The organism is Bifidobacterium myosotis (assembly GCF_002259745.1).
Taxonomy (GTDB): Bacteria; Actinomycetota; Actinomycetes; order Actinomycetales; family Bifidobacteriaceae; genus Bifidobacterium; species Bifidobacterium myosotis.
This window is the reverse complement of the sequence record NZ_MWWW01000030.1, coordinates 15,209-40,803: the sequence shown is the minus strand read 5'-3', so window position 1 is coordinate 40,803 and position 25,595 is coordinate 15,209. Positions and strand designations below refer to the sequence as shown.

Here is a 25,595-nt window from a genome sequence, read left to right as displayed (position 1 = left end):
AAGAGGGGCTTTTTTGCGTCTTACGCCAGTGGTCCGTCTCGTAATTATCTAAGTGGCATCGGTCCCTCTGACGGACGTTGCCGTGAAGCAAACAGCGGAGCTGTTTGTAGGCAACGTGCGAGCCGGCAGGCGAGCCAGCGGAACACGCGCGGAGCGCGTCCGAAATTGCGGGGCCGTTGCCGTGAAGCAAACAGCGGAGCTGTTTGTAGGCAACGTGCGAGCCGGCAGGCGAGCCAGCGGAGCACGCGCGGAGCGCGTCCGAAATTGCGGGGCCGTTGCCGTGAAGCAAACAGCGGAGCTGTTTGTAGGCAACGTGCGAGCCGGCAGGCGAGCCAGCTGACTGCGCGCGGAGTACGTCCATAATTGCAGGACGAGCTGGCCCGCGAAGCAGGTCTGAGGGGTAGTGAATTCGTCAACAAATTCCTGACGCAGAGTATTTGTTACTTCAACGCATCCTTGATGGCCCCGACGAAGTAGTCGAGATCGTCGGGCTTGCGCGAAGTGATGAGCGTGAAGCCGTTCGCATCGTCGATGTGGACCTGCTCGTCCACATAGTGTCCACCGGCGTTCTCGATGTCGGCGGCGATGTAGCGGCAGGGGGCGGCGGTCTTGCCGGCGATGAGTTCGGCGTTCACCAGCAGCCACGCGCCATGGCAGATCGCGGCGATCGGCTTGCCCTCGTGCGCGAACTCCTGCGCCAGCGCAATCGCATCCTCGTTCACACGGATACGGTCCACGTTGCAGGTGCCGCCGGGCACGACCAGCAGGTCGTAGTCGGCCGCCTGCACATCCGAAAGCAGGGAATCCGGGGTGAGCGTCTCACCCTCGTAGCGGTCGTGCTGCACGGTCTCGCACGGGTCGAGCGTAGTGGCGGCCAGCGTCACCTCGGCGCCGGCCGCCTTGAGGTCGCGCAGCGGGCGGGTGAGCTCGGTCTCCTCGATACCCCAATTGTTGACGATGATCAGTACCTTACTGTTCTCCACAGCCATGGCATCCTCCTTGATAGGACGTGATAGGGAATGGTGTATTCCACGGCACATTCTCCCATATCCGCGGCCGCTCCGCGTGGATTGCAACGGCTGGTGTTCCGTCTTGCGATTCCCTGAGTGGTATTGGTCCCCTCTAGTATGCCACGTCAGAAATTCGTTTATTAATTCCCTACCCCTCAGACTCGCTTCGCGGGCCGGTTCCCCTAACAAGGGAAGCCAAAAATATAATCAACGAATTAATGACGCGGCATACTAGTGGTCTGTCTCGTAATTGTCTAGTGGCATCGGCCCCCTCTGACGTAACGTTGCCGTGAAGCAAACAGCGGAGCTATTGCAGGCAACGTGCGAGCCGACAGGCGAGCCAGTATGCCTCGCACGCAGTGCGTCCTTAATTGCAGAACGGGCTGGTAGCGAAGCTGACTGGGGAGAGACAGAAGCCAAAATCCTCAATCAATCGGTGAGACAGACCATGGATTCTCATATTCCAGAACCATGTCTCGTTCATGTAACGGGCGGTAGGTACTCTGAAGGCTGTAATGCAAAGCCGAACAGGGGAGTGAAGCATGTCGTTGGCGGTACGAGTCATCCCGTGCCTGGACGTTGACGCAGGTCGTGTGGTGAAGGGCGTCCATTTCGAGAATCTGAGGGATGCCGGCGACCCCGTGGAACTGGCCGCCGAATACTACCGTCAGGGCGCCGATGAGATCACCTTCCTGGATGTGACCGCGTCCAGCTCCCATCGCGGTACGATGATCGACGTGGTCTCCCGCACCGCCGAGCAGGTGTTCATCCCGATGACTGTCGGCGGCGGCGTGCGCACGCCCGAGGATGTGGATTCCCTGCTGCGCTGCGGCGCGGATAAGGTGGGCGTCAACACCGCCGCCATCAACGACCCCTCGCTGATCAGCCGGGTGGCCGACCGGTTCGGCAACCAGGTGCTGGTGCTTTCCGTGGACGCCCGACGCGAGAAGGGCGAGCAGCACACGCAGTCCGGCTTCGAGGTCACCACGATGGGCGGGCGCAAATCCACCGGCATCGATGCGATTTGGTGGGTCAAGCGCGCCGAACAGCTGGGCGCCGGCGAGATTCTGCTCAACTCCATGGACGCCGACGGCACGCAGGAAGGTTTCGATCTGGAGATGATTCGCGCGGTGCGCAAGGAGGTCAGGATTCCGATCATCGCCTCCGGCGGCGCCGGCAAGGTGGAAGACTTCCCGCCGGCCATCGAAGCCGGCGCGGACGCGGTATTGGCCGCATCCGTGTTCCATTACGGCATCATGACCATCGCCGACGTGAAGGCCGAGCTGAAGAAGCACGGCTACACCGTGCGCTAGGAACGCGTCACACGGCAACAGCACGTTGAACGCAGCACAGCAGACAGACGGACAAGGATAATGACAGAAACCGCATACGATAACTCAACCGAACTCGACCCCCGCATCGCCGCGCGTCTGAAGCACGACGCCAAAGGACTGGTCGCGGCCGTCATCCAGCAATACGACACCCGTGAGGTGCTGATGGTCGGCTACATGAACGACGAGGCGTTGCGCCGCACGCTCACCACCGGGCGGGTGACGTTCTGGTCCCGCTCCCGTCAGGAATACTGGCGCAAGGGCGACACCTCCGGCCATGTGCAGTACGTCAAGGGCGTGTCCCTTGACTGCGACGGCGATGCGCTGCTGGTCGAGGTCGATCAGGTCGGCGCCGCCTGCCACACGGGCAAGCGCAGCTGCTTCCTCGAGGGAGGTCCGCTGCCCGTGGTCGAGGGACATCGTACGGCCGAGCAGTAGACTCTGCAGCCTCTCGCAACAGCCTCCTCCAGCTCCACTGTTATGAGGCGTGGTCGCGTGAACCGTGATTGAGGGGTAGTTTATTACAGGAATCATGTGTGGATCGGGATATATCTGTCAAGGAGCAACAATGAGCGAATGCAGCGTCAAGCATCTGAAGTGGGGAGCCACCTGGCCCAGTCGTGAGCAGTTCCATGAGCTCGCCGACAAGGGATACCGCGTGGTCCCCATCGTGCGCCGGCTACTCGCCGACTCCCTGACCCCGGTCGGCTTCTATGAGCGGCTCGCCGGCGGACGCTCCGGCACGTTCATCCTAGAATCGGCGGAATTCGGCGGTTCGTGGAGCCGATACAGCTTCATCGGCGTCAACTCGATGGCCCAGCTGCGCTCCAACGATGGCAAGGCCGACTGGATCGGCACGGTGCCGGCCGGAGTACCCACCAAGGGCGACGTCATCGAGGTCGCGCACGCCACGCTGAAGACGCTCAAAGCCCCGCATGTGGAGGGCCTTCCGAACCTGACCTCCGGTTTGGTCGGCACGGTCGGCTGGGACGCCATCCGCCATTGGGAGCCCACGTTGCGTGCCGAGGCGCCGAATGAGACCGGCCAGCCGGAGACCGTGCTTGCCCTCGCCACCGATATCGCCGTGGTGGATCACGTCTCCGGGTCCGTGTGGCTCATCGCCAACGCCGTGAACGTGGATGACAAGCCCACCCGTGCGGACGGCGCCTATGACGAGGCCGTGGCCCGACTGGATCGCATGCAGCGCGACGCCGCCACCCCCACCGAGGGCGAGGCGCGTGTCAACGTGCTCGACGAGTCGGTCAAGCAGCCCGAGCTGCGCTTCCGCACCGAGAAAAGCCACTACGAGCACGCCGTGGAGGAAGCCAAGCGTCACATCGTGGACGGCGACGTGTTCCAGGTGGTCATCTCCCAGCGTCTCGACATCGATTCGCCGGCCGACCCGTTCGACGTCTATCGTGTGCTGCGCACGCTCAACCCGAGCCCGTACATGTACTTCATGGCGCTCACCGACGCGCAGGGCCGTGACTTCAACGTCATCGGCTCCAGCCCGGAGACTCTCATCAAGGTGGATAACGGCCACGCGATGACCTTCCCGATCGCCGGCTCCCGCCCGCGCGGCGCCACGCCCGAAGAGGACGCGAAGCTCGCCAAGGAACTGCTCGCCGATCCGAAGGAGCGCAGCGAGCACATCATGCTCGTGGATCTGGCCCGCAACGACTTGAGCAAGGTGTGCGTGCCGCAGTCCGTGGAGGTCGTACAGCTCATGGACATCAAGCGTTTCAGCCACATCATGCATATCTGCTCGACCGTCACCGGCCAGGTCGACCCCTCGCTGACCGCCTTCGACGTGTTCAAGTCCGCGTTCCCCGCCGGTACGCTCTCCGGCGCGCCCAAGCCGCGCGCGGTGGAGATCATCGACGAGTTGGAGCCGGCCGATCGCGGCATCTACGGCGGTACCGTCGGCTACTTCGATTTCTCCGGCAACATGGATATGGCCATCGCCATCCGTACCGCGTTCCTGCGCGACCATGAGGCGAGCGTGCAGGCCGGTGCCGGCATCGTGCTTGACTCCGTGCCGGCCAACGAGTGGCAGGAGACCCGCAACAAGGCCGAGGCCAGCGTCGAAGCCGTCCAGATCGCCGCCCAGCTGCGCGAACTGTAAACGGTACATCACCTACTGAGAAGATGAGCCTTCCTGTCGCAATGCGAATTGCGCAGGAAGGCTCATTCATTGCCGTTCGAAAGTGGCCGTTATTCACGGATATTCCGGCTATGGCGTTTGGCGACCGCCCATGCGCAGTGAAGTATGTAGATGTACCGTTTTTCCATTGGTGCTGGCGGCGCGAAGATTCTCCAACGAGTTCGGAATGACACGCGCTGAAGTATTGCAGCAAACGGGAAGGTCCACAAGGTCGGTAACGCCACATCTGATGTGCCCGAGGAAGGGTATCTCGGTTGTAAGGGGTACATTTCGGGCGTTGCGAAAAGGTATCTGCTTTGCAAGGGGTACCTTAGCCGTTGTATTCAGACTATCGCCCTTGATATTGCAAGGAGTATATTCGCCAATTCGCAGTTGAGGTACCCCTTGCAAAGCGGATACCTTTCCGGAACAGTGTCAATGTACCCCTTGCAAAGCAGATACGAATTCCTGTAGGGGAAGTCAGGCCGGGCAGACCCTTGTTGCGCCCGGTCAGTCTCGTTTCCCGTGCTTGCGGCTACGTTCGAGTAGGTAGTATCCGCCATAGCAGCAGGCGACGAACGGAATCATGCAGTAGAGCGTGGAACGCTGCGTGTCATCCAGCACCACAAGCACGAGCGCGCCGACGCACATCGCCATGGCGAGCCAGGGCAGCACCGGATATCCGGGCGCCCGGTACCCCAATTCGTCGGTACTGTGCCCGGAACGCACCCATTCACGGCGGAACCGGATATGGCATACACATACGGAGAACCACACCACCAGCGTGGCGAGACCCGAGACGGCCACCAGCACGAGATACACGGTGGATGCGGCGATCACGGAGGAAAGCAGGGCGAGCAGCGAGCCGGCCATGCTGAACAGCACCGCCCACACGGGCACGCCGTGGAAGTTCGTCTTGGCGAACCGGGCCGGAATCAGTTGCTCCTTGGCCAGCGACCACACCATGCGCGAGCACACGTACAGGCCGGAGTTCGCGGCGGAAAGCACGGCCGTGAGTACCACGAAGTTCATGATGTCGCCGGCGAACGGCATGCCGATCGACTGGAACACCAGCACGAACGGGCTGGTCTCCACGCCAGCCTGATGCCACGGGATCAAAGCGGACATCACCGCGATGGACCCGATGAAGAACAGGGCCAGGCGGAACACCGTGGTGTGCACGGCTTTCGGGATCGCACGCGAGGGGTCCTTCGTCTCACCGGCGGCCACGCCGACCACCTCGGTGCCGGAGAACGCGAACACCACCGTGAGCAGCGTGGAGAACACTGGCGCGAAGCCGTTCGGGAACCAGCCGTCGGCATTGAAGTTGCCGAACAGTGGCGCGTGGTCGTATCCGGTGATGGGAATCGCACCGAAGATCGCCAGCAGGCCGACGACGATGAACGCCACAATCGCCAGCACCTTGATGGAGGCGAACCAGAACTCCGCCTCGCCGTACAGTCGCACCGACATGATGTTCAGCGCGAACACCACCGCGATGAACACGGCCGACCACACCCATGCCGGCGAATCCGGGAACCATCGTTGCATGAGCAATCCGGCCGCCGTGAACTCGCTGGCGAGCGCCACCGCCCAATTAAGCCAGTACAGGATGGCGATGGTGAATGCGGTGCCGGGGCCGATGAACCGCTTGGCGTACATGTGGAAGCTGCCGGCGTATGGCATGGCCACGGACAGCTCGCCGAGCGAGACCATCACGCAGTAGACGAGTAGCGAGCCTACCGCGTAGGCCAGAATCGCGCCGAGCGGTCCGGCCTGATGGATGGTGTAGCCGGAACTGACGAACAATCCGGTGCCGATCACACCTCCCAAGGAGATCATGGTCAGATGGCGTGACTCCATCTTGCGTTCGAGACCGCTTTGGCCACGCTGCCCATCCGTTCCGCTGGTATTGCCTTCTCCGGCATCCGCCATATTCGGAGCTCCTTTTGGTTGTCTATATCCATTGGCCGTTCTTGTGCCGAACCAATGATACCGGTCGGCCGGATGGTTCGGGCGACTCGGCGGGAACATGGCAGTAGGAGTAAGGAAACCGTACAGGAAAACCGTATGATGGCCTGGTCCGTGGTGTCGGTCGGCTATCGTACGGAATCGAATGTGGGAAGCCCGTTGCAGCGGCGTCCCGCAGGGTGGACGAATCCGCGGCAACGGTCGGAATGGTTCGCAACCTGACCGGCTGTCCGGAGCGGTTCCTGGATCGGCGGCGCCGGTATGGTCACGTTGCGGAACGGCACTGATGAATCAGCACGCAGTGATTGGCCTATCAGGGATGGTTGGCGACGAATCGTCCCACTGATTGGAGGCATGGCGGCATGGCACGGCATCTGACCGAATCCAATGCGGCACGAGAACGGGAGACCGATCGCAAGGCGCGATGGCTTGGAGCGTCCGTCGCCGCTGTCCTGGTGGTGGTTATGGTCGTCGGCGGCGCGCTTGCCGTCCTGCGTATGGCGGGGGTACCGTGGCGCCATATGGCTGGCGCCATGATGGGGAAGGCGGCCGAGACGCAGGCGGCGCTCTCCGGCGGCACCAGTGGCAGCCAAAACTCGGATTCCGGGTCGGTTATGACTGCCGACGAGGCGAACCGCCGGTATCCCCACACGGCCAGCCCGACCGACTTCAACGGCAATGGCAAGGATGACTACGCAGACATCGTCGCGGGCGCACGCAAGGACGCCGAAGCCAAGCCGACCTATGACGACGACTACTATCAGGGCGGCTACCCGCCGAACGACCGCGGCGCCTGCACGGATCTGATGTGGAGGGCGTTCCGCGAGGCCGGGTATGATCTCAAGGCCATGGTGGACGCCGATATCGCGGCCCATCCGGCCGACTACGCCGCGGTCTCCCCGAATCCGGACCCCAACATCGACTTCCGGCGCACCGGTGTGCTCGACGTGTTCTTCGCAAAGTACGGCCAGACGCTCACCACGGATATCACGGACAGGGCCGCATGGCAGGGCGGTGACATCGTGGTGTTCGAGCACACCCGGCACATCGGCGTGATTTCGGACAGACGTGACGCATCCGGTACGACGTACGTGCTGCACAACATGGCCCAAAACCAGCGCGAAAACGACTATTTCGCCTTCCGCAAGCACATAGCGGTCACCGGCCACTATCGTTTCGACGCCTCGAAGGTGCCCACCGACGTGCTCAGAGCCTGGCGCTAGTGGCGGGAGACCGCGAAATCGTAGCGCCGGAGCATACAATGAAAGTGGAACTACAGTGCCGTCCGGGCGTTGTCACGGCGTCCAAGGCACCGCATCCACGCGGCACCCAGCAAGAGGAAAGGTCCATAGCCGATGGAAACCCAGCATCGTTGGCCCACGAAGGTGATTGGTCTCATCGCACTGCTCGTGGCGGTGGCCGTTGTGCTCGGCGTGGTGGTGTGGCGCTCGTCTCAGCCCAAGCCTGCGGAGCCGGTGCAGGCAGTGAAGGTGGACGGCTATCTGGGCGGCGAGAAGATCGGTCTGTTCGATGACGACGAATTCAAGGCATTGGCGACCAAAGCCGGCCTCGACGTGAACTACCGCAAGGCGGGGAGCCTCGCGATGATGGACGCCGACCGTAAGGGCCTCGACTACCTGTTCCCCTCCTCGCGCACGGCCGTCGAATACGGCAAGTCCAAGGGCGTGAAGGCCACGAGGCAGGACATCGTCTTCAATTCCCCGATTGTCGTCTATACGCATCGCGCCGTGGCCGAGGGGCTGGTCGCCGGCGGACTCATGACCAAGGACGAATCCGGCGTCTACCGGTTGGATATGGCCAAGGCCGTGGATGCGATGGTCGCCGATAAATCGTGGACCGATGTGGGGTATGCGGCCGGGTATGGCCAGTTCCGCATCGACTCAACTGACCCCGTGCAATCGAATTCGGGCAACGAGTACGCGGCGCTCATCGCCACCGTGCTCAACGGTGGCACGCCAGCTACCGTGGATTCCGTGGCGCGCGACGGCGCGACCGTGAAGCGTCTGTTCGCCAAATCGGGATGGATGGAGACCAGCTCCGAGGATTCGTTCAGCCAGTTCCTCACGCTCGGCGTGGGCTCCAAACCGATGACCGTCGGCTATGAGTCGCAGATTCTCGATTTGGCCGTCAACAATCCGGACGCGTTTGCCCAGGTCAAGGACGACATCGTGGTCGCCTACCCGACGCCGACCGTCTGGAGCACGCATACGCTGATGGCCTTGGATGCCAACGGGGAGAAACTGCTTGATCTGCTGAAGTCGAAGGACGTGCAGCAGCTCGCGTGGCGGCGGCACGGCTTCCGATCGGTGGACTATCTGGGCAGCGACCCCATCTCCCGGTTCGGGGTGAACGGCGTGACCGATCAGGTCACCAATGTATCCGAACTGCCCAACAATGACGCCATGCAGGCGCTTATCAAGGCGCTGCAGTGATGGGCGACGCTCAGACGGGTAGGAAGTCGCCGGACGACCGTCGTGGCGTGTCGGTCAAAGCCGCCGTGGCTCGTACCCGTTGGCAGCAGCGCAAGAAGATCGCCACACGCAGGACCATCCTTGAGACCGCACTGCGGCTTTTCGACGACGAGGGTTATGCCTCGGTCACCACGCAGCGCATCGCGGCCGAGGCGGGCATGTCACAGATTACGTTGTTCCGGTATTTCCCGACCAAGGAGGATCTCGTCATCGGCTTCCCGGCCGATGGGGAACTGCTGGGCATGCTGCAGCGCGCGGTGGGGGAGCGGGGTGACGGTGAGTCGCCAATCGATGTCGTACGGCGTATGATTCCCCATGTGCTGGGTGCGGTCGAGCAGGACCAGCTGGACGGGCTGGCGGCCCGGCTGCGCATCGTGCGGTCGGATGCCGGGCTGACCGCCGCGCTCTACGCACGTATCCCACGTTGGGTGGACGCCATTGTTGGGATGTGGGATGGCGCACGGGGCGATGGTACCGGTGCGGATGCGGACGATGGTGCCGCTATGGGAGCCGGATCAGACGGCGCCGTAATGGGGACTACCATCCGACATGATTCGGACGATCATGGCTCCGGTTTCCGCGTACGCATGGAGATATCCGTCATCGTCGGCTGCACCATCGAAACCCTGTTCGAATGGTCGCGTCGATGCGATGTCACCGGTTCGGCCGACATCGACGAACTCACCGCCGTGGTTTCCGAATCGGTGGACGCATTGGCCTGGTAGTCGCGGGCGGAATCGAATACGTCCACGCTGTGAAAGGCAGATAGGTCCACTCATGAGCCGGCATCTGAAAGGCGCGGTTTAATGGAGCCGGCATAGGTGATTTCAATATGAAAGTCACTCACATTTGAAAAAGATTGCCTTCGCAGCGGCCACCCAACACCCTCCGCGCCGACGGCATGCGTGTAAGGTCGTCAACCCTTGAGTATTTTCATATGTGCGTCACTATCATACGAAAATGAGTGCAAAAAAATTCCATATGAAAGTGATATTCATATGGAAATTCGCGCAACAGCCGTCACAGATTGTCGATCTGTGCACCGAACGGCCAGAGCGCGAGCTTGGCCATCTTGAACGACTGGATGCCGAACGGGATGCCGATGATGGTCACGCAGTTGATCACGCCGGCAAGCACATAGCCGATCGCCATCCATACGCCGACCAGCACAACCCATACGATATTGGCGAGCGTGGAACCGACCCCGCCGCCGTACCGCACCGTCTTGCCGAACGGCACTAACGTAAGTCCGGCCATCTTGAACGACTGGATGCCCAGCGGGATGCCGATAATCGTGACGCACAGGACAAGGCCCACGAGGGCCCAGCCGATGGCGATTTCGATGCCGCCCAGAATGATCCACAGAATATTGCCGATGAGTCGCATATCATTCCCCTTTCCATTGTTTGCAGACAACCTGTTTGCAGACATCATCACAGTATCGCAAACGACCGCGTCCCGGATCATCAGGGACTTCCCGGAACCGACCCCGGAATCCGGTCGGCGCTGTTGCCATCAGGCGACAGAACGTCTCGGTATGGCCAAATCTATGATTGGCATATAAGCACATGTAGGCTGACGCTCGGAAGGGAATCCGGCAATGGTGTCCGAGGACAGGCAGGGTTATCGATACGGAATCATCATCGCAATCGTCACGGTGATACTGGTGGTCGCGATATGCGTATTCGCGCGATGGTGGATGCATCGTCCCGCCGACACGTCGCATGTCCAGTACTCCTATTCGACCTCCACCCGGTTCTCCAAGGCGCAGCTCGACGCCGCCGGCAGGACCGTCGCGCAATCGTTCTCCACGATCACCGGTTGCACGCTGCGCAAGGTCTCCTACGACGAGGCGAAGACCGATGAGATGCTGGATTGGGAGGATAAGGCCAAAAGCGAATCGCCGGACTACTGGTCGTCCGTGTATGACGCATACCAACAATATGGGCGGGACCGCATATTCATGGCGACCGTCGATTTCGACTGCGATGGCAGCGACCCGTCACTGCCCGACGGTCCGCAATCGATGACCTGGTACCTGCGGCTCAACGACGACGGCCGGACGTGGACCGAAGTCGATCACGGCAATGGGTGACTTCGGTCCACGTTATATCCGAACGCTGGCAATTACTTGGCGAACGGTTCGGACGCCTTGTCGAGCGCGGCCACCTCGTCGTCGGTCAGGTCAAGGGCGACCGAAGCCAGCAGGGCGGGCAGCTGCTCGGGCGTGCGGGCGGAGGCGATCGGGCCGGCGACCTGCGGACGGTGGCGCAGCCAAGCCAGCGCCACGGTGGCGATCTGCGCATCGTGCGCCTTGGCCACCGCGTCAAGCGCGTCGACGAGCGCGAACCCGTCAGCGTTGAGGTAGTCGGCGACCATGCCCTGGCGGGCCTTGCCTTCAGCGTCGGCTGCGGAACGGTACTTGCCGGTCAGGAAGCCGGCGGCCAGGGAGAAGTAAGGGAACACCGCGAGGTTCTCGCGTGCGGCCACCGGGGCGAGCGTGCGCTCGTAGTTGCCGCGGGTCACGAGGTTGTAGTGCGGTTCCAGTGCGACCGGCAGCGCGTAGCCGTGCTCGCGGGCGATGGAGAACCACTCCTCGATGCGGTCGGCCGTGTAGTTCGACAGACCGATCGCGCGGATCTTGCCGGCCTTGACCAGTTCGTCGAATGCGGCGGCGGTCTCCTCGAGCGGGGTGTTCTTGTCGTCGAAGTGGGCGTAGTACAGGTCGATGGCGTCCACGCCGAGACGCAGCAGCGACTCGTTCGCGGCGGCGATCACGTTGTCGTGCGACAGGCCCTTGTACTGCGGGTGCTCGCTCACCTTGGTGGCGATGACCACGTCGTCGCGGTTGCCGCGCACGGCCAGCCAGCGGCCGAGGATGATCTCGGACTCGCCGCCCGCGTTGCCCGGCGCCCATGCCGAATACACGTCGGCGGTATCGATGAAGTTGCCACCCGCCTCGACGTACTCGTCCAGCACCTTACGGCTGGTCGCCTCGTCGCTGGTCCAGCCGAACGTGTTGCCGCCCAGTACCAGCGGGAACACCTCCAGGTCGCTGTCGCCCACCTTCACTCGCTGATCGGTCATGTTGACATCCTTTCGTCGTCCTTGAGTGAATCGTCACCGCGCCTCGACCGGAGCAACGGTTCAGGGTGCGGCTTCGATTATTGTCGCGCGCGACACGGCATGCGGGAATGTGATTGCGAGCAGTTCCGCTCTTGGCGGACAGGCATGACGTGTCGCCGCTATGCGTCGGGCATTCGCCGTCAGCCGAAGCACGTTCGGGGCGTCTTTGAGCGTTTTCGGATGTGACTATCGTGGAAGGCGTCATCGTTACGAGGGTAGTTGCGAGGGGAGTGGAATCATGTCATTGACCAGTGAACAGCGCGCGAACACCATCCGCGAATTCCGCGAAAACATGCGGCTGTTGGGCCTGACCGCCGAACAGATCGGCGCGGACTTCGGCGTCAGCGGCCAGACCATCGAACGCATCATCGACCTGCGCACCGGAGTGCTGGAGTATCCGTGGATCGTGCGCGGATACCTGCTGGACAAGGCCGCCGCAGCCGGCGTGACCTTGGTGCCGTTCACCGCCCTGCGCGGCGACCCGCACGACTACTGGTTCCTCGACGATCGGGTCATCGACGCGAACCGACTGAGCTGAGGTGGCATCCGAAGGCCGGCGCGCATCCCATATCCATCCCATTATCCATAGCCATCCCATATTGAGGCGCGCCGCCCAGCATCCGGCGCAGACGAGTCACCTTGCGACCCTGGATTGCCAAGCCGAATAGCATCAGGCGATACGGCCGCCACATCATACGGCCGCTGGCCCAAGCCGAGGCCCCGACCCTGTTCTGACAATCGAATGTCGGATATACGATTCTCGCATTCATTGCAGCAAAACAAACCGTTCAGCGAAGGTCACATCATAAGCAAAGCCACTCGTCGGCGGTGATGATGCGGAACACGTCACAGTAGCCGTCGACAAGCAGGACAGCGGCTGCGTTCATGAATCCGCTGGTCATTCCAACGACCTAATCGCCGCAGAAAAACGTTCACTCATTAGGCTGATGGACTGGGCGTCAATGCGGCGCATGGCGGCTCGAGGCACTGCCTGAGACAGTGCGGATCGCAGTGTCTTGGACCATTGTTCCGCATATTTTCGGCTAACGCCGAACAACTCAAGGCAATCATCGGCCAGCAGTTTGCCCATACTTACTTCGGCGTCGCCGAAAAGCGCTATTTGATGCACATCCGGAACCGCCGCATCATACGGTTCGGGATTCATATCGAACGCGGGGGACAGCTTCCAGCCATTGCCGCACCGCAGATACCCATGATTGCGCATATGATCGTCCAGATTCCCGATAGCCGCGCCGAACATGGCCCGACGCCACAACTCACCGGTATCACCTCCCGAACGTCGGGTGAATTCCGCCAAATCAAGCCAATCCCCACCAACCCCATCCGACGATTCCAATGCGGTCAGCGCCGACATATAGGGGATTCTGGTCATAGCCTCCGCTGATGGCGCGGGTCTCCTGTCGAACCGTTTGGTAAGTAGAACCGTTCGATTGCGTCCATCAGTATCTTTGATGGTCAAGGTTTGATGCTCAGGCACATCGATATTCGCCATACGCGCGATTTCCAACGTGACAGCCTCCCAGCCGATGACGTCCCATTCGTCTCCGTCGGGTTTGGGGAATTTGGCGAGCCACAGCGAACCTTGATCTGTCACCGATGCCTTTGGGCGAGCGCCGCCCAAGGATCCAGTCGCCCGGTAAAGTCTGCGCAGCGAGACGTCGCTGACATCACGATTCTGTTCCACGGCGTCGGCGGTGTTCAGCAGTTCCGGCAGATTGGCCAAGACCGGTACTCCTTCATCGCCGGCCACGGGCCTGCCCTCGATGCAGTACCGTATGGCGCCCTGACGGGTCAGGTCATTCACGCCGAACAGATATTCTGATTCGCTGACGCGGATTCTCTTCAGACTGCGGGCGAGTATCTTGCGTCCCCAACGGTCGGGGGCGGAATCCGAAAACGGTCCTAGTCCTGAAAAGAAGAACGGAGCCAGTGAGCGCGGCAGGGATGGGAACAGGTCGAATGAATCCTGTCGGTGGATGTAGTCTACGTCATATCGGAATGACAAGTCATCCCCGGTGGCGTATAGGGTCCCGGCCGTAGTCTCGTCTCCACTCTCCAATGTGACGGCGACTGTCGCCTCGACGGTTTTCGCCGACATGATCTATCTCCTCACCCGCTGGGGAAGTTGCTCTCCGGCCCGTAATCTGCCGAGGTCGGTCGAATACGGGTCACACGACGATACCAGTGCATCCGCCATTTGAAGCACGCGGGCAATGCTCAGCAAGGAGTCGGTGCGAACCGGCTTTCCCTGTTCGAGATTCGACACCGTGGTAGGGCTCACTCCTGCGCGTTGCGCCACGTCGGCGACAGTCAGCGACAGTAGACGACGCTGCTGAGACAGTCGTTCCCCCATGATTCGCAAATCACGTCTCACTGTTGTGGGCACATATTTCATGCGGTCTCTTTACGATTAGTATTTTCTATGTAAACGAGGATAAGCAATAGTATACTGCATGTTATTCTTCGCAACCAGAGAACAGGGAATCCCGATGATATCAGTGGCATCGTTTATTGTTCGGGTGCGCCGTTGCGCCACTCGTCGGCGGTGATGATGCGGAACACGTCGTCATGGTAACGGTCGATGAGCGGATAGTAGTCGTGCTGCGATTCGGTCACGACGGTCAGTCCGCACTTGGCCATCACACGGCCGGATTGCGTGTTTTCGCGGTAGTGGCCGCCCCATACCGCCTCCGCGTGCAGATCGTCGAACGCGTACCCGAGCACGGCACGCAACGCCTCGGGCATATATCCCTTGCCCCAGAACGGACGTCCGATCCAATAGCCGAGTTCCAGTGCATTGCCGCCGAGATACGTGTCGTAGCTCCCGCCGAGCTCCGGACCGGCGGTCACCGAGTCGATGGTGTAATGACTGACGGGCTTGAGCGCGATGCTACCCACCGGCTCGTTATCCGCGGCGGGTCCGGTCTCGTCGCCGCCCTTGATCGTAATGGCCCAGTTGTTCTCCACGGCGAGGATGCCCCGGATGTCGTTCATGCTGCCCTCGACGCTGGTGTGCGGCGGCCATCCGCAGCTGAGCCCGATCTCGGGGTCTGAGGCGTACCGGAACAGCGAGGCCGCCTCGGCTGCGTCATCCGCCTTCCAAGGGCGCAGCAGCAGTCGTTCGGTCTGGATGCTCTTCATTGCAATGCCTTTCTGCAGAGTGAATTGACCCTATGTTTGTCCGAGTCGCGTGCGGAACGCGTCTCAGGGTAGGACAGGTTGCGATCACACAAATGGTACCAGCGTCTTCGATGCAGGCGGGACTCTACTTCGTCATCACATCAAGGACGCGTCCGATGCCGACTGTGCATATTTTGCACTGGGCGTCATAGGGAAACAACAGATGTTCACATCCATTGGCGATGGTCATGAATTGCGGATTCATCACGAATGATGAAATGGCCGTTCCGTCCTGATAATGTCGGCGGTTGTTTGGGCACGACGGTAACGTGTTGGGTAACAGACGAATCCGTCGGTCAAAGGAGCGCGGCTGATATGGCTGAACCGGAATATGCCGTACTGTTTGATCAGCTTTTCGTCCTTGACGATGTCATCGAACATGCCGGTGGAACTGCGCCTGCGGTAATACTGTGCCATCGTGACGGCAAAGGCGCCAGCGCGAACGAATCACACATGAAAAGCGGTTCTACCACAGGAATCGGCATGGGTGGAATCCGGTACGTGTCACAGGCCGACTGGCGACTTGGCAAATGCGAATATGAACGCCGAACCCACGCGCAGGAGCTGCAACGGATGGAATCCACGCGCGGCGGAAACGATTCGAAAAGCGTTGAAGGCAAACGAGCCGATGCATCGGTATCGTCGTCATCGTCGTCAATCAATGCCCGCAGTGCGCCTGAACGGAAGATTCAATTATTCCGTTCCCTGTTCTGTGGCCGTGACGACGTATACGCGCACGGATTCGTGATTCAGAAAACCGGCAAGGTCGGATATGCGCCGGCAGCGTGGAATGAATGGACCACATTGCCGAATGGCAAAAGGGTGCCCACCCCGCCGAATCAGCGTCGCTGCAAGCCTCTGACCGATCAGGTATTGCTTGAGCATTTCACCAAGCGAGACATGAGGATGACGAATGTCGTCGGCATGTACCCGATGTCCAAGGAGTCAAAGGTCTGGTTTCTGGCCATCGATTTCGACGACGCCGGCTGGCGCGATGAGATCACGGCGACCCGACGTATCTGCGAGCAGCATGGTCTGACGCCGGCCATGGAACGTTCACGCTCCGGTGACGGAGGACACCTGTGGCTGTTCTTCACCGAACAGGTCGAAGCCGCTCAAGCCCGGCGTATGGGAGACGTATTGCTCACCGAAGCGTCCGATCTGGTGCACATCACATTCCGCTCATACGATCGTATGTTTCCCAATCAGAACACGTTACCCGCCGGTGGTTTCGGCAATCTAATCGCACTGCCTCTGCAACGTTTGGCAAGGGACAAAGGCAACAGCGTGTTCGTGGATGAACGATTCGAGCCATATCCGGACCAGTGGGCATATCTGGCCTCAATCAGGCGAATCACGCCCGAGCAAGTGCATGCCATTGCTTCCCTGTCCTCAACGTTGGAAGGACCGCTGGGCAGTCTCAACCGGGAAGGACCACCTGCGGAATCTTTGGCCAAGAAATCCCCTGCACATTCGGACGCAACGCACACGCGACCGGATGACAACGCCTATCAGCAGTCGATATTTGACCGATTCGATGGGGACCATTCCGCCAAACAGCGCAGAACGCTCACCTCATCGGATGTCCCCGAAACCGTCAATATCGTCGAGCGCAATATGCTTGTCATACCGAAAAACGGCATGACGGCGCCCGCGCTCAACGCGATACGACGACTCGCAGCATTCGCCAATTCGGATTTCTACCGAGCGCAGGCCATGCGCCAACCCGTGTACAACAAGCCGCGCATTATCTATCGCGGCGAAGAAACAGATGCCGCAATCCTACTGCCTCGTGGGTGCAAAGATCCACTGGCCACCTTACTGAGCGAGGCCGGAGACACAGTGACCTGCACGGACGAACGCAATGCGGGCAAACGCATACGCGCACAATTCACCGGCACACTCAACAAACAGCAAATCTCCGCCGCAAAAGCCCTGCTCGCACATGACAACGGCATCCTCATCGCGCCAACTGGCTTCGGTAAAACCGTGATAGCAGCCGATCTCATCGCCAAACGCAAAACCAGCACGTTGATTGTATTACGGTCGTCTGCGCTGCTCAGTCAGTGGAAGGAACGGCTCGAACAGTTCCTCAACGTCACAGCAACACTGCCGCCATTGCGAACCAGAACCGGACGAATCAGTCGACGACAACGCAACGTCATCGGCCAGATCGGAAGTGGACGTAACGAACCCAACGGCATCATCGACATCGCATTGGCGCAATCGCTCTTCGAACAAGGCGACGTGCCCGGAGACAAGCACGTCAAAGCCCTTGTCAGGAACTACGGCATGGTGATTTTCGACGAATGCCACCACGTCGCCTCCATCGACACCGAAGCAATCGCACAAGCGGCCACCGCCAAATACGTCTATGGACTTACCGGCACCTTGAAACGTGACGACGGCATGCATCCCATAGCCGTCATGCAATGCGGGCCGGTACGGCACACCGTCGATGTCAAAGACCAGATGGCCTCGCAACACTTCACACGCCGGTTCATTCCGCGATTCACGCCCGTCAACCTCGACCTCATCGAACCATACACGTATCACGACTATCTTGAAGCGGCATGTGCCAATGAGGAACGCAACGCCATGATTCTCAACGATGCCATGAACATCATCGACGAAGGCCGCACGCCACTTCTGCTCACCAAACGCATCGAACACGCCAAAGCGCTCGCCGATGGGCTACGAACACGCGGATGCGCGCATGTGATCCTTCTCTATGGCGCCGATCCGAAGAAAACCAGACAAGCCAACCTAGACAGGCTCGCCCATGTTCCCCCAGAGGAGAGTCTGGCCGTCGTGGCGACTGGCAGCTATATCGGCGAAGGATTCGACCAGAAACGGCTCGATACGCTTCTGCTCGCCGCTCCGGTGTCCGTGGAAGCGGCCGTCACCCAATACGTGGGACGACTGCATCGAGACAATGATGGCAAACGTGAGGTACGCGTCTACGACTATATCGATGTGACCGTGCCCATGGCCACTGGCATGTATCGCAAACGATTGAAGGCATATTTGGCGCAAGGATATGAGCCACTGCTGTCCGAAGAGGACCGGACCTGCGCGATGCGACAGGCCAAGACGAAGGCGTTGATGCAGCGCAAGGCGAGTCTGACGCAGACGGATGCCGGCAAGGATACGCCCGTCATCACCGCGGCGGGATTCCTCAAGACGCTCCGTGATGACATCGATCATTGCGGGCACACGATGACCATCCATGCCGGATACCTATCGGAACGCGCCATCAAACAAGTCGACAACGTAATTCTCAAGGCGGTCGGCAGGGGAGTAAAAGTCGACGTCACCGTACGCCTCTCGTCCACGGCGACACCGGCCTCGCGCGCCCGCACCGAACGCAACATGGACAGGCTCCGCGCGCTGGGATGCACGGTGCACGCCGTCGAATCCTGCAGCGAATTTGTCATCTTCGACGAAGCCCTCGTCTGGTTCGGCACCATCGAGCCGTTGGGCAACCCCAAGCCGGACGACTGTTCGCTACGGTTCATCGACGCCACGGTCGCCGCCAACCTCCACTAGGAAACAGGACATACGCTCGCCGTCACCCACTGACTCATCCTCCGTCCACGTCCATATCATCTCTGTAGCCGATGCGTAAACGCCGGCACATGTCCACGGCGCGACCGGAAGCATGCGGACGGCAGCCGAAGCGCGTACCGTTGCGCACGTGCTGGACCACATCACTCTACATGTGACGGACATCGAACGCAGCGTCAACTTCTACACACGGGCGCTCGCCCCACTCGGCTACATCGTCAAGGCGCATCACGAGCCGACGCTCGGATTCGGCGTGAACGACGGCACCCTCCACTCCGACTTCTATCTCTCGCCGACGGACACCGACGCAACCAGCCACAGCCATGACGGAACCGAAACGGTCTCACCCGTCACCCACCTCGCCTTCCTCGCCCCAAGCATCGATGCCGTCCGCGCATTCCACGTCGCCGCGCTCGCCGCCGGAGGCCGGGACAACGGCGCCCCAGGGCCGCGACCCTATCATCCCGGCTATTACTCGGCGTTCGTACTGGACCCGGACGGCAACAACATCGAAGCGGTCGTCGACTGGTCCGGTTGGTTCGGCGACGGTCCCCATCGTCCAACGCCACAGTCATGCTTTTGAACGTATTCCGACTGTTTCCACCGGTATCCCGTTCTCCCGATACGACAATAGCCCATCGCTTTCCTGAGGTGATGTCGAATCAGTCGTCGTTATCGGAGAGCAGCCAGTCGATGATGTTCATGCCACGGATGCCATCTTGCATCTGAGGAAACTCATCTATGCTCAGGACATATTTGGGCCAATTGTCGCGGATGCCGTCAAACGCGCCGAACTCCCGGTCCGCCGTCTGATGCGAACCGACAAGATAAGCGACCTGATAGTAGGAAATCTCATCCCCCCGCCGTGCGATGAAATCTATTTCCTTATCATTGATCTTGCCCACCCGAACCTCGTATCCTCTTCGCCGAAGCTCCATGTAGACGATGCCCTCCAGAACCTGATCAATCGTATTCGTGTTGCTGATCCCGATGGCGCTGCGCAGTCCCTGATCGACCACATAGTATTTTTCGTTGATTTTCAACGCGCGCTTGCCTATGGCATCCTCACGGGGCACACGGTAAATAAGAAATGCCTTGCTGGCGACGTTAAGATAGTTCGCAATCGTTTCCGCCGATACCTTGCGATGTTCGCTTTTCATATATGCGGCGATGTTGGCTGCCGTGAGCAGGTGGCCCTCCTCGCTGATGACGTAACGGATGACACGTTCGAGAGCGTCCGTGTCACGTATGCCCGCGTGACGGACGACGTCTTTGAACAGTATGGTCGAGAACAAATCGTTGAGGTACTGCAAGGATGCGATTTCATCGAAGGCCAAGTCTGTCTGGAACGGAAATCCGCCTTGGGCGACATATCGGCGGAAAGCCGTGCGCTCGTCAATCGGGCCCACTGATTGCCGGTATGCGTCGAGGAATTCCGCGAATGAGAACGGGTAGACATTGATGGTCACGTATCGACCGGTGATGTAGGTGGCAAGGTCGCTGGACAGCATGCGCGCGTTCGACCCGGTCAAATAGATATCCGCATCGTAATCGACCATGAAGGAACGTATGGCTTTCTCCCAGTGGTCGATCTCTTGAATCTCATCGAAAAACAAACGGACGGTACCGGTGATTCCCGCCATTCGTTCGTTGACGTATCGGATCAGCCCTTCCGCGTCCGTGATGGAGGAATAGGTTCCTGATTCGAAATTGATGTGGAGCATGGATTGCTTTGGAACACCCTCGGCGCTCATCCGCAGTCCGATGAGCTTCAACAGTGTTGATTTGCCGGAACGCCGGGCTCCTACAAGCACCTTGATGATGTTCTTCCCAATGAAAGGCTGTATCTGATGCATATACGTAGGGCGTTCAATCATGATGGCTTCTTCCTTTGCCGAAGTAAAACCAACTACATCGTAGTTTTCTTGGATAATATGCCTAGAAATCGATTATAATCGATTCTTCTGCCCATTTTGTTGATTCTCGCGATTACATACGGGTGATTGGGATGATGCAAAGTCGAGTCGAGTCATGTCACGGGTGTCACGAAGGCCATGCGGTCGCATTCCCCGAAAGCCGACGGCTCGATACCAGCAGCGCTGAAAATCGACGGCATGGTCATATGATGCTTCATAGCCACACAAACGTCGTGCGGGCCTATCGTCTACGAAGGAGAGCACATGACACCGATCGAGCTGTCCACGCGCCGCAGGGCGACCGGACTGACCTCGGACGAGTTCGCCCGACTGTTCGTAACGATCGAGCGAAAGGTGGATGGCGAGAACGTCCACTGGGACGCCGCGGATGTCGAATCATGGGAGATTGTAGGTCCGCCGCCTACCGCCGACCAGCATCTCATCGATACGTTGGGCGCCGCGCAAGAATTCGTCGCGACACTGGCCGATCAGCTGTATCGCGCCGCGATGCCGGCCTCCGAGGGCGACACACTCACCGCGTACGGCGACAACCTGACCTTCTGGGCCGAGCATCCCAACTTCGGTGGCATGCCATATGCGCTGTGGAATTTTGCCGCGTTGCAGGCGTCCGAATGGATTCGCAAGGAGACCGGCATCATCTGCGAGCTGGATGCCCGCCGGCCGCTGGTGTGACCGACGAATGCCCGATGACGGGCCGGCGAGTGCCTGTCAAGCCATACCGGGGTGCGGCGGCAATAGTCGCCATTGCGGCAGCACGAGCATGATCCGGCACCTGTGAGCGCGGTACGATACACCGATTCGGTTCTTTTCGAGCTGTTGTACCGCAACAGCGTGGTACAACAGCTCACGCAATCGTTTTCATTCAGCGTCGTGGCAATATGGCGGAATCACAAACCGCGGAAACAAGCCATTCTGCTCCAGTACGGCAGATCGGTCCCGGGCACCGCCGCGGTACGACATGCGAAAAACAGCCGATTTCGCGTATAGTACCGCACCGGGTTGTACACAATATGGCGAGAACGCTGTTTTCGGGCTATCGTACCGCAATGACGCCCGGCTCGACGCCTGGTACCGACAATCAGGTGCCAAGCCGGCAACGAACAATCACAGTTCGACCTGACTCCAGTGCTCGGGCAACGGGATGGTCCTAGTCGCAGTGACGCAGGCGAGCACGAGGCCCGCAGCCGAGCACACGACGACCAACATCATGACCGCGCGGAATCCGAACCCGGGAGCCTGCAGCAGCCATCCGACGAGCGCCGGGGCGAGCGCGCCGGGCACACCGACCGTCGTCTCGAACACGGTGGAGACGCGTCCCTGCATGTCGTCCGGCGTGCGCCCGTAGATGAATCCAAGCTCGCCGGCGTTCAGCGCGGGGAACAGCAGGGCCGGCGCGGCCAGACATACGACGATTACGATGTAGGAGTCGGTGAACAACAGCGGGACCATCGCGGCCGTCAGCACGGCGAACGTAAGCATGATGATCAAGCCGGTGGGGACATGGTCGACCAGCCATCCGGCGGCCATCGACCCGACGAACGCGGCGATGCCGGTCACCGTGCCGACCAGTCCGATGAGCGCGGCGTCAGTGCCGCGCGCGGCGAGCATGATCTGCACGCCGACGATGCTCCCCACGCAGGCGACGTTGATGATCGCGCCCTGCACGATGGCCGCGAGAATCACACGCCGGGTCAGCGTCCAACACCAACCCTCGATGAACTGCGTAAGAAACGACGGATTGTCGCCGGATGTGGCAGTCACCGTGGGCGTCGTCGGCGACGTTGCCACGGCATCGACGGCCTCGATTCCATCCGCACCAGTGCGCTTCGGCAGTCGCAATGCCGTGGCTGAGGCGATGCCGTACAGGATGGTGGAGACGAGGAACGGGAGCCATCCGGCGAGCCGGTACAGCAACCCGCCAATCACTCCGCTGGACAGTTCGACGCAGGATTCGCGCGCCTCGCGAATGGCCTGCGCCTTGGCGAACCGTTCCATCGGCACGATTGATTTGAGCATCGCGTCATTGGATGGTCCCAGCAGTCCGTTCGTGACGGCGAACAGGACGACCAACACGGCGAATGCGAGCGTGGTCATCGTGCCGGATGCGAGCATGCCGGTCGCGACGACGGACAGCGCCAGTCCAATCAGGCCGAGGGCGATCATGAGACGGCGCCGGTCATGCCGGTCTGCGATCGCGCCGCCGAACGACATCAGGACCAGCCCGATCGCCGATTCCGCGGTGACGAGCAGACCTGCCCCGAACGGCGAGCCGGAGAGCGCAAGGCCGACCAGCGGTATGGAGAACGTGCGCAGGCTGACCGCGCACACGTCGGCAGTGTCGGCCGCGAACCAGTCGCGATAGGCGCGGCTGTGCCACAGCGAGCGGGATGTCGGCGGGACTGCCGCGCATGAGCGGTCGTGCCCTGACGCCGGATTCGGCGGGACAGTCGGGACCGGGGAGGGCGAGGGATGCGGAAGCTGTGAAGACCGCGGGGACGAGGAAGAATTATCGGCGTTCATGGTGACTCGTTTCGATGTCATGCCCCGAACGGAATCCGGCGAGCGCGCGCGAGAAAACGTGAAGAGTCTGCGACGCGGATTCATATGGATGTTCAGGGCGATTGTCCGGAATATTCGCATAACTGCATGTCGCGGCTGCAATCTGTGCGGCCACGATGCATAAGGAACGGATGAGGCGGTGAGCCGGTCCGAACCGTATTAGTCGTATGCGAACGATTCCAGAACGAGGTACATGAGCGATCCTTTGCAACGGTCGGGCATGGCAGGCGCGTCGGTGCGCCAGCATGCGGCGTCGGAGCCGGGATGACGGCTCCATGCGCCGCCATATGTTTCGGTATCCACTGTATACGGTCGGGCGGCGAGGCATGCCCAACGGCGATGATCCCGACCCCCGACCCACGTCGTACGCATGCTTCCCGGCGGGAATCCCATCGGAGCGCGCGCAACGCACACCCGGCTGCGCACATCCGGCCGCAAGCGTCTGCCCCGTCGGCCGGGGAGATGCCGGAATGTCGAAACAGCGAGACGGCCGCCGCCTATTCGCCGATGATCGAGCCGACGATGCCGGAGACGATGGCCATGATGAGCGAGCCGAGCACCGCCCACCAGAACCCGTGGATGATGACGCCCACGTCGAACAGGGAGAGGGCCAGCCATGAGGCGAGTTCCATGAACATCCAGTTGAGCACCAACGCGAACAGGCCCAGTGTCAGCACGGAGATGGGTAGGGCGAGCATGTGGATCACCGGCTTGATGGACGCGTTGATCAGCGCCATGAACAGGGAGAACGCGGCGATGCCGAGAATCGGCGGCTCGCCCACCGCCTCCATGCCGGGCAGCACGGCGACCATGACGCCCGCCGCAACGGTCAGCACCAGCCAATGGGAAATGAATTGCTTCATGCTTTCGATTCTTCCAGTTCAAATGTCAGCGGAATGTGATGATGCCGCACACCGACGGGCGACGCCGTACAATGCGGAGGGTGACCGTTCGCGGTCCCGGTTGCGGGCCTGGCAAGAGGACGGAGACGGAGTACGGACGATCCGCCGGAACCCGGCGGACCATCCAGGGAAGACTTCAGGGGAGTGAGGATCGGAAATGACGGAAACAACGGGGACGACGACAGCGATACCGACGAAAACAACGGGAACGGCCACTGCTGCTACGACAACGACGGGGAATGCGGGCCTGCTCATCGGATCGCACCTGTCCACGGCCGGCGGATGGGACGCGCTGATCAAACGCTCGCATGAGGAAGGCGGGTCCGCGTTCGCGTTCTTCCCGCGCTCCCCGTACGGCAAGCGGTCGAAGGCATTGGACCCGGCGGGGGCGGGGGAGTTCGGCGCGCGGCTGAAGGCCGAGCACTACGGGCCGCTGGTCGTCCATGCGCCCTACGTCTACAATCTCGCCAGCAAAGAGGAGACCAAGCGCGCGTTCGCCATCGAGGCGCTGGCTGAGGACATCGAACTGCTGACACCGATTCGCGAGGCGGGACAGGAGACGTACATCAACATCCACCCCGGCGCGCATGTGGGCCAAGGCGCCGAGACGGGATGCCATCTGATCAGCAAGGGGTTGAACCGCGTGCTCGAGCGGGCGAGCGGCGTCATGGTGCTGCTGGAGACGATGGCGGGCAAAGGCACCGAGTGCGGACAAAGCTTCGAGGAACTCGCCGCGATCATCGACGGCGTCGAGGACAAGGAACATATCGGAGTCACGTTCGACACCTGTCATGTGCTGGATGCCGGCTACGATCTGGTCAACGACTACGACGGCGTCAAGCGCCGGCTGGACGACATCATCGGGCTCGACAGGGTCAAGGCCATCCATGTGAACGACTCCCAGTTCGGGCTCGGCTCGCACAAGGACCGCCACGCCAACATCGGCGAGGGGCAGCTCGGTATCCCGTTCTTCACGCAGCTTGTTAACGACCCCGACATGGCGCGTCTGCCGATGATCCTCGAAACCAAGGAGGTCAAGCCCGACACACATCGCGAGGAGATCGCGCTGCTGCGCTCGCTGGTGGCGTAGCCGTCGTGTTCGGCGTTGGTGGTCCGGAGCTTGATCCGGCCTGCGCAGTCGAGCGCCGGCAGCGAGTGTGTGGCGAGCGTGGAGACGAAGCGATGCATCGCGGCCCGGCCCTCGCCGGGCAGTGAAAACCGGAATGGAGGAGGGAAGGCCGATGGAATGGACATTCGCCGTCATCGATATGGACCGAAGCGCCCAAAATATAGGACGCACAAGGCCCATCGGCCAGAGGGTGACCTAGAGTGTCGCATGATCGACCACCAACAAAG

22 protein-coding genes are annotated in these 25,595 nt (G+C 60.8%); 12 read left to right on the top strand and 10 right to left on the bottom strand.

The window, feature by feature from the left end; genetic code table 11:
• Positions 1–440 precede the first annotated feature (440 nt).
• Positions 441–989, bottom strand: a complete 549-nt coding sequence (locus BMYO_RS10715; protein ID WP_094668451.1) for a type 1 glutamine amidotransferase domain-containing protein — start codon at positions 987–989, stop codon at positions 441–443.
• Positions 990–1,552: 563 nt separating this feature from the next.
• Between BMYO_RS10715 and hisF the strand changes: the two genes are divergently transcribed.
• The 3 genes from hisF (at position 1,553) to BMYO_RS10700 (ending at position 4,466) form a co-directional block, all read left to right on the top strand.
• Entirely contained in the window at positions 1,553–2,323 is a 771-nt protein-coding gene (gene hisF, locus BMYO_RS10710; protein WP_094668450.1) for an imidazole glycerol phosphate synthase subunit HisF, read from the top strand.
• A 60-nt stretch (positions 2,324–2,383) separates the two neighbouring features.
• A complete protein-coding gene (hisI, locus tag BMYO_RS10705) occupies positions 2,384–2,779 on the top strand; it encodes a phosphoribosyl-AMP cyclohydrolase (RefSeq protein ID WP_094668449.1) in 396 nt (131 codons plus the stop codon).
• 130 nt (positions 2,780–2,909) lie between these two features.
• Positions 2,910–4,466, top strand: coding sequence for an anthranilate synthase component I (locus tag BMYO_RS10700; protein ID WP_094668448.1), 1,557 nt, complete (start codon positions 2,910–2,912; stop codon positions 4,464–4,466).
• 528 nt (positions 4,467–4,994) lie between these two features.
• On the opposite strand, the gene BMYO_RS10695 is transcribed toward BMYO_RS10700, so the two are convergent.
• Entirely contained in the window at positions 4,995–6,419 is a 1,425-nt protein-coding gene (locus BMYO_RS10695) for an amino acid permease (RefSeq protein WP_094668447.1), read from the bottom strand.
• Between the two features lie 398 nt (positions 6,420–6,817).
• Between BMYO_RS10695 and BMYO_RS10690 the strand changes: the two genes are divergently transcribed.
• From BMYO_RS10690 to BMYO_RS10680, 3 genes are all read left to right on the top strand, one after another.
• Entirely contained in the window at positions 6,818–7,678 is an 861-nt protein-coding gene (locus BMYO_RS10690) for a DUF1287 domain-containing protein (RefSeq protein ID WP_169834141.1), read from the top strand.
• A 132-nt stretch (positions 7,679–7,810) separates the two neighbouring features.
• Complete coding sequence (locus tag BMYO_RS12250; RefSeq protein ID WP_233428264.1) at positions 7,811–8,908, top strand: hypothetical protein; 1,098 nt, start codon at positions 7,811–7,813, stop codon at positions 8,906–8,908.
• The gene (locus BMYO_RS10680) at positions 8,908–9,672 is read left to right on the top strand and encodes a TetR/AcrR family transcriptional regulator (RefSeq protein ID WP_094668446.1); all 765 of its coding nucleotides are present in this window, start codon (positions 8,908–8,910) and stop codon (positions 9,670–9,672) included. Before BMYO_RS12250 ends, BMYO_RS10680 begins: the two co-directional genes overlap by 1 nt.
• A 295-nt stretch (positions 9,673–9,967) precedes the next feature.
• Here BMYO_RS10680 and BMYO_RS10675 read toward each other — a convergent pair whose 3' ends face one another.
• Positions 9,968–10,333: a YccF domain-containing protein gene (locus BMYO_RS10675; protein ID WP_094668445.1), complete on the bottom strand. Its 366-nt coding sequence runs from the start codon at positions 10,331–10,333 to the stop codon at positions 9,968–9,970.
• 214 nt (positions 10,334–10,547) lie between these two features.
• Here BMYO_RS10675 and BMYO_RS10670 point away from each other — a divergent pair, with 214 nt between their 5' ends.
• On the top strand, positions 10,548–11,042 hold the full coding sequence (locus BMYO_RS10670) for a hypothetical protein (protein ID WP_094668444.1): 495 nt from the start codon (positions 10,548–10,550) through the stop codon (positions 11,040–11,042).
• A gap of 32 nt (positions 11,043–11,074) precedes the next feature.
• Here BMYO_RS10670 and BMYO_RS10665 read toward each other — a convergent pair whose 3' ends face one another.
• Positions 11,075–12,034, bottom strand: coding sequence for an aldo/keto reductase (locus tag BMYO_RS10665; protein WP_094668443.1), 960 nt, complete (start codon positions 12,032–12,034; stop codon positions 11,075–11,077).
• Positions 12,035–12,311: 277 nt separating this feature from the next.
• On the opposite strand from BMYO_RS10665, the gene BMYO_RS10660 reads away from it, so the two are divergent.
• Positions 12,312–12,611, top strand: coding sequence for a DUF2316 family protein (locus BMYO_RS10660; protein WP_094668442.1), 300 nt, complete (start codon positions 12,312–12,314; stop codon positions 12,609–12,611).
• 360 nt (positions 12,612–12,971) lie between these two features.
• On the opposite strand, the gene BMYO_RS10655 is transcribed toward BMYO_RS10660, so the two are convergent.
• From BMYO_RS10655 to BMYO_RS10645, 3 genes are all read right to left on the bottom strand, one after another.
• Complete coding sequence (locus BMYO_RS10655; RefSeq protein WP_094668441.1) at positions 12,972–14,192, bottom strand: type II toxin-antitoxin system HipA family toxin; 1,221 nt, start codon at positions 14,190–14,192, stop codon at positions 12,972–12,974.
• A 3-nt stretch (positions 14,193–14,195) separates the two neighbouring features.
• Positions 14,196–14,447 (bottom strand): helix-turn-helix domain-containing protein, encoded by a 252-nt coding sequence (locus BMYO_RS10650; RefSeq protein WP_223847870.1) that lies wholly within the window; start codon positions 14,445–14,447, stop codon positions 14,196–14,198.
• 155 nt (positions 14,448–14,602) lie between these two features.
• On the bottom strand, positions 14,603–15,235 hold the full coding sequence (locus BMYO_RS10645) for a GNAT family N-acetyltransferase (RefSeq protein WP_094668440.1): 633 nt from the start codon (positions 15,233–15,235) through the stop codon (positions 14,603–14,605).
• Positions 15,236–15,484: 249 nt separating this feature from the next.
• Between BMYO_RS10645 and BMYO_RS10640 the strand changes: the two genes are divergently transcribed.
• Positions 15,485–18,823, top strand: coding sequence for a TOTE conflict system archaeo-eukaryotic primase domain-containing protein (locus BMYO_RS10640; RefSeq protein WP_094668439.1), 3,339 nt, complete (start codon positions 15,485–15,487; stop codon positions 18,821–18,823).
• A gap of 148 nt (positions 18,824–18,971) precedes the next feature.
• On the top strand, positions 18,972–19,424 hold the full coding sequence (locus BMYO_RS10635; RefSeq protein ID WP_094668453.1) for a VOC family protein: 453 nt from the start codon (positions 18,972–18,974) through the stop codon (positions 19,422–19,424).
• A gap of 79 nt (positions 19,425–19,503) precedes the next feature.
• Here BMYO_RS10635 and BMYO_RS10630 read toward each other — a convergent pair whose 3' ends face one another.
• Positions 19,504–20,718 (bottom strand): ATP-binding protein, encoded by a 1,215-nt coding sequence (locus tag BMYO_RS10630; RefSeq protein WP_094668438.1) that lies wholly within the window; start codon positions 20,716–20,718, stop codon positions 19,504–19,506.
• A 303-nt stretch (positions 20,719–21,021) separates the two neighbouring features.
• Between BMYO_RS10630 and BMYO_RS10625 the strand changes: the two genes are divergently transcribed.
• Positions 21,022–21,450: a hypothetical protein gene (locus tag BMYO_RS10625; protein ID WP_094668437.1), complete on the top strand. Its 429-nt coding sequence runs from the start codon at positions 21,022–21,024 to the stop codon at positions 21,448–21,450.
• A 432-nt stretch (positions 21,451–21,882) separates the two neighbouring features.
• On the opposite strand, the gene BMYO_RS10620 is transcribed toward BMYO_RS10625, so the two are convergent.
• On the bottom strand, positions 21,883–23,298 hold the full coding sequence (locus tag BMYO_RS10620; RefSeq protein ID WP_094668436.1) for an MFS transporter: 1,416 nt from the start codon (positions 23,296–23,298) through the stop codon (positions 21,883–21,885).
• Between the two features lie 536 nt (positions 23,299–23,834).
• On the bottom strand, positions 23,835–24,200 hold the full coding sequence (locus BMYO_RS10610; RefSeq protein ID WP_094668434.1) for a phage holin family protein: 366 nt from the start codon (positions 24,198–24,200) through the stop codon (positions 23,835–23,837).
• Between the two features lie 196 nt (positions 24,201–24,396).
• On the opposite strand from BMYO_RS10610, the gene BMYO_RS10605 reads away from it, so the two are divergent.
• A complete protein-coding gene (locus tag BMYO_RS10605) occupies positions 24,397–25,329 on the top strand; it encodes a deoxyribonuclease IV (protein WP_094668433.1) in 933 nt (310 codons plus the stop codon).
• Positions 25,330–25,595 lie beyond the last annotated feature (266 nt).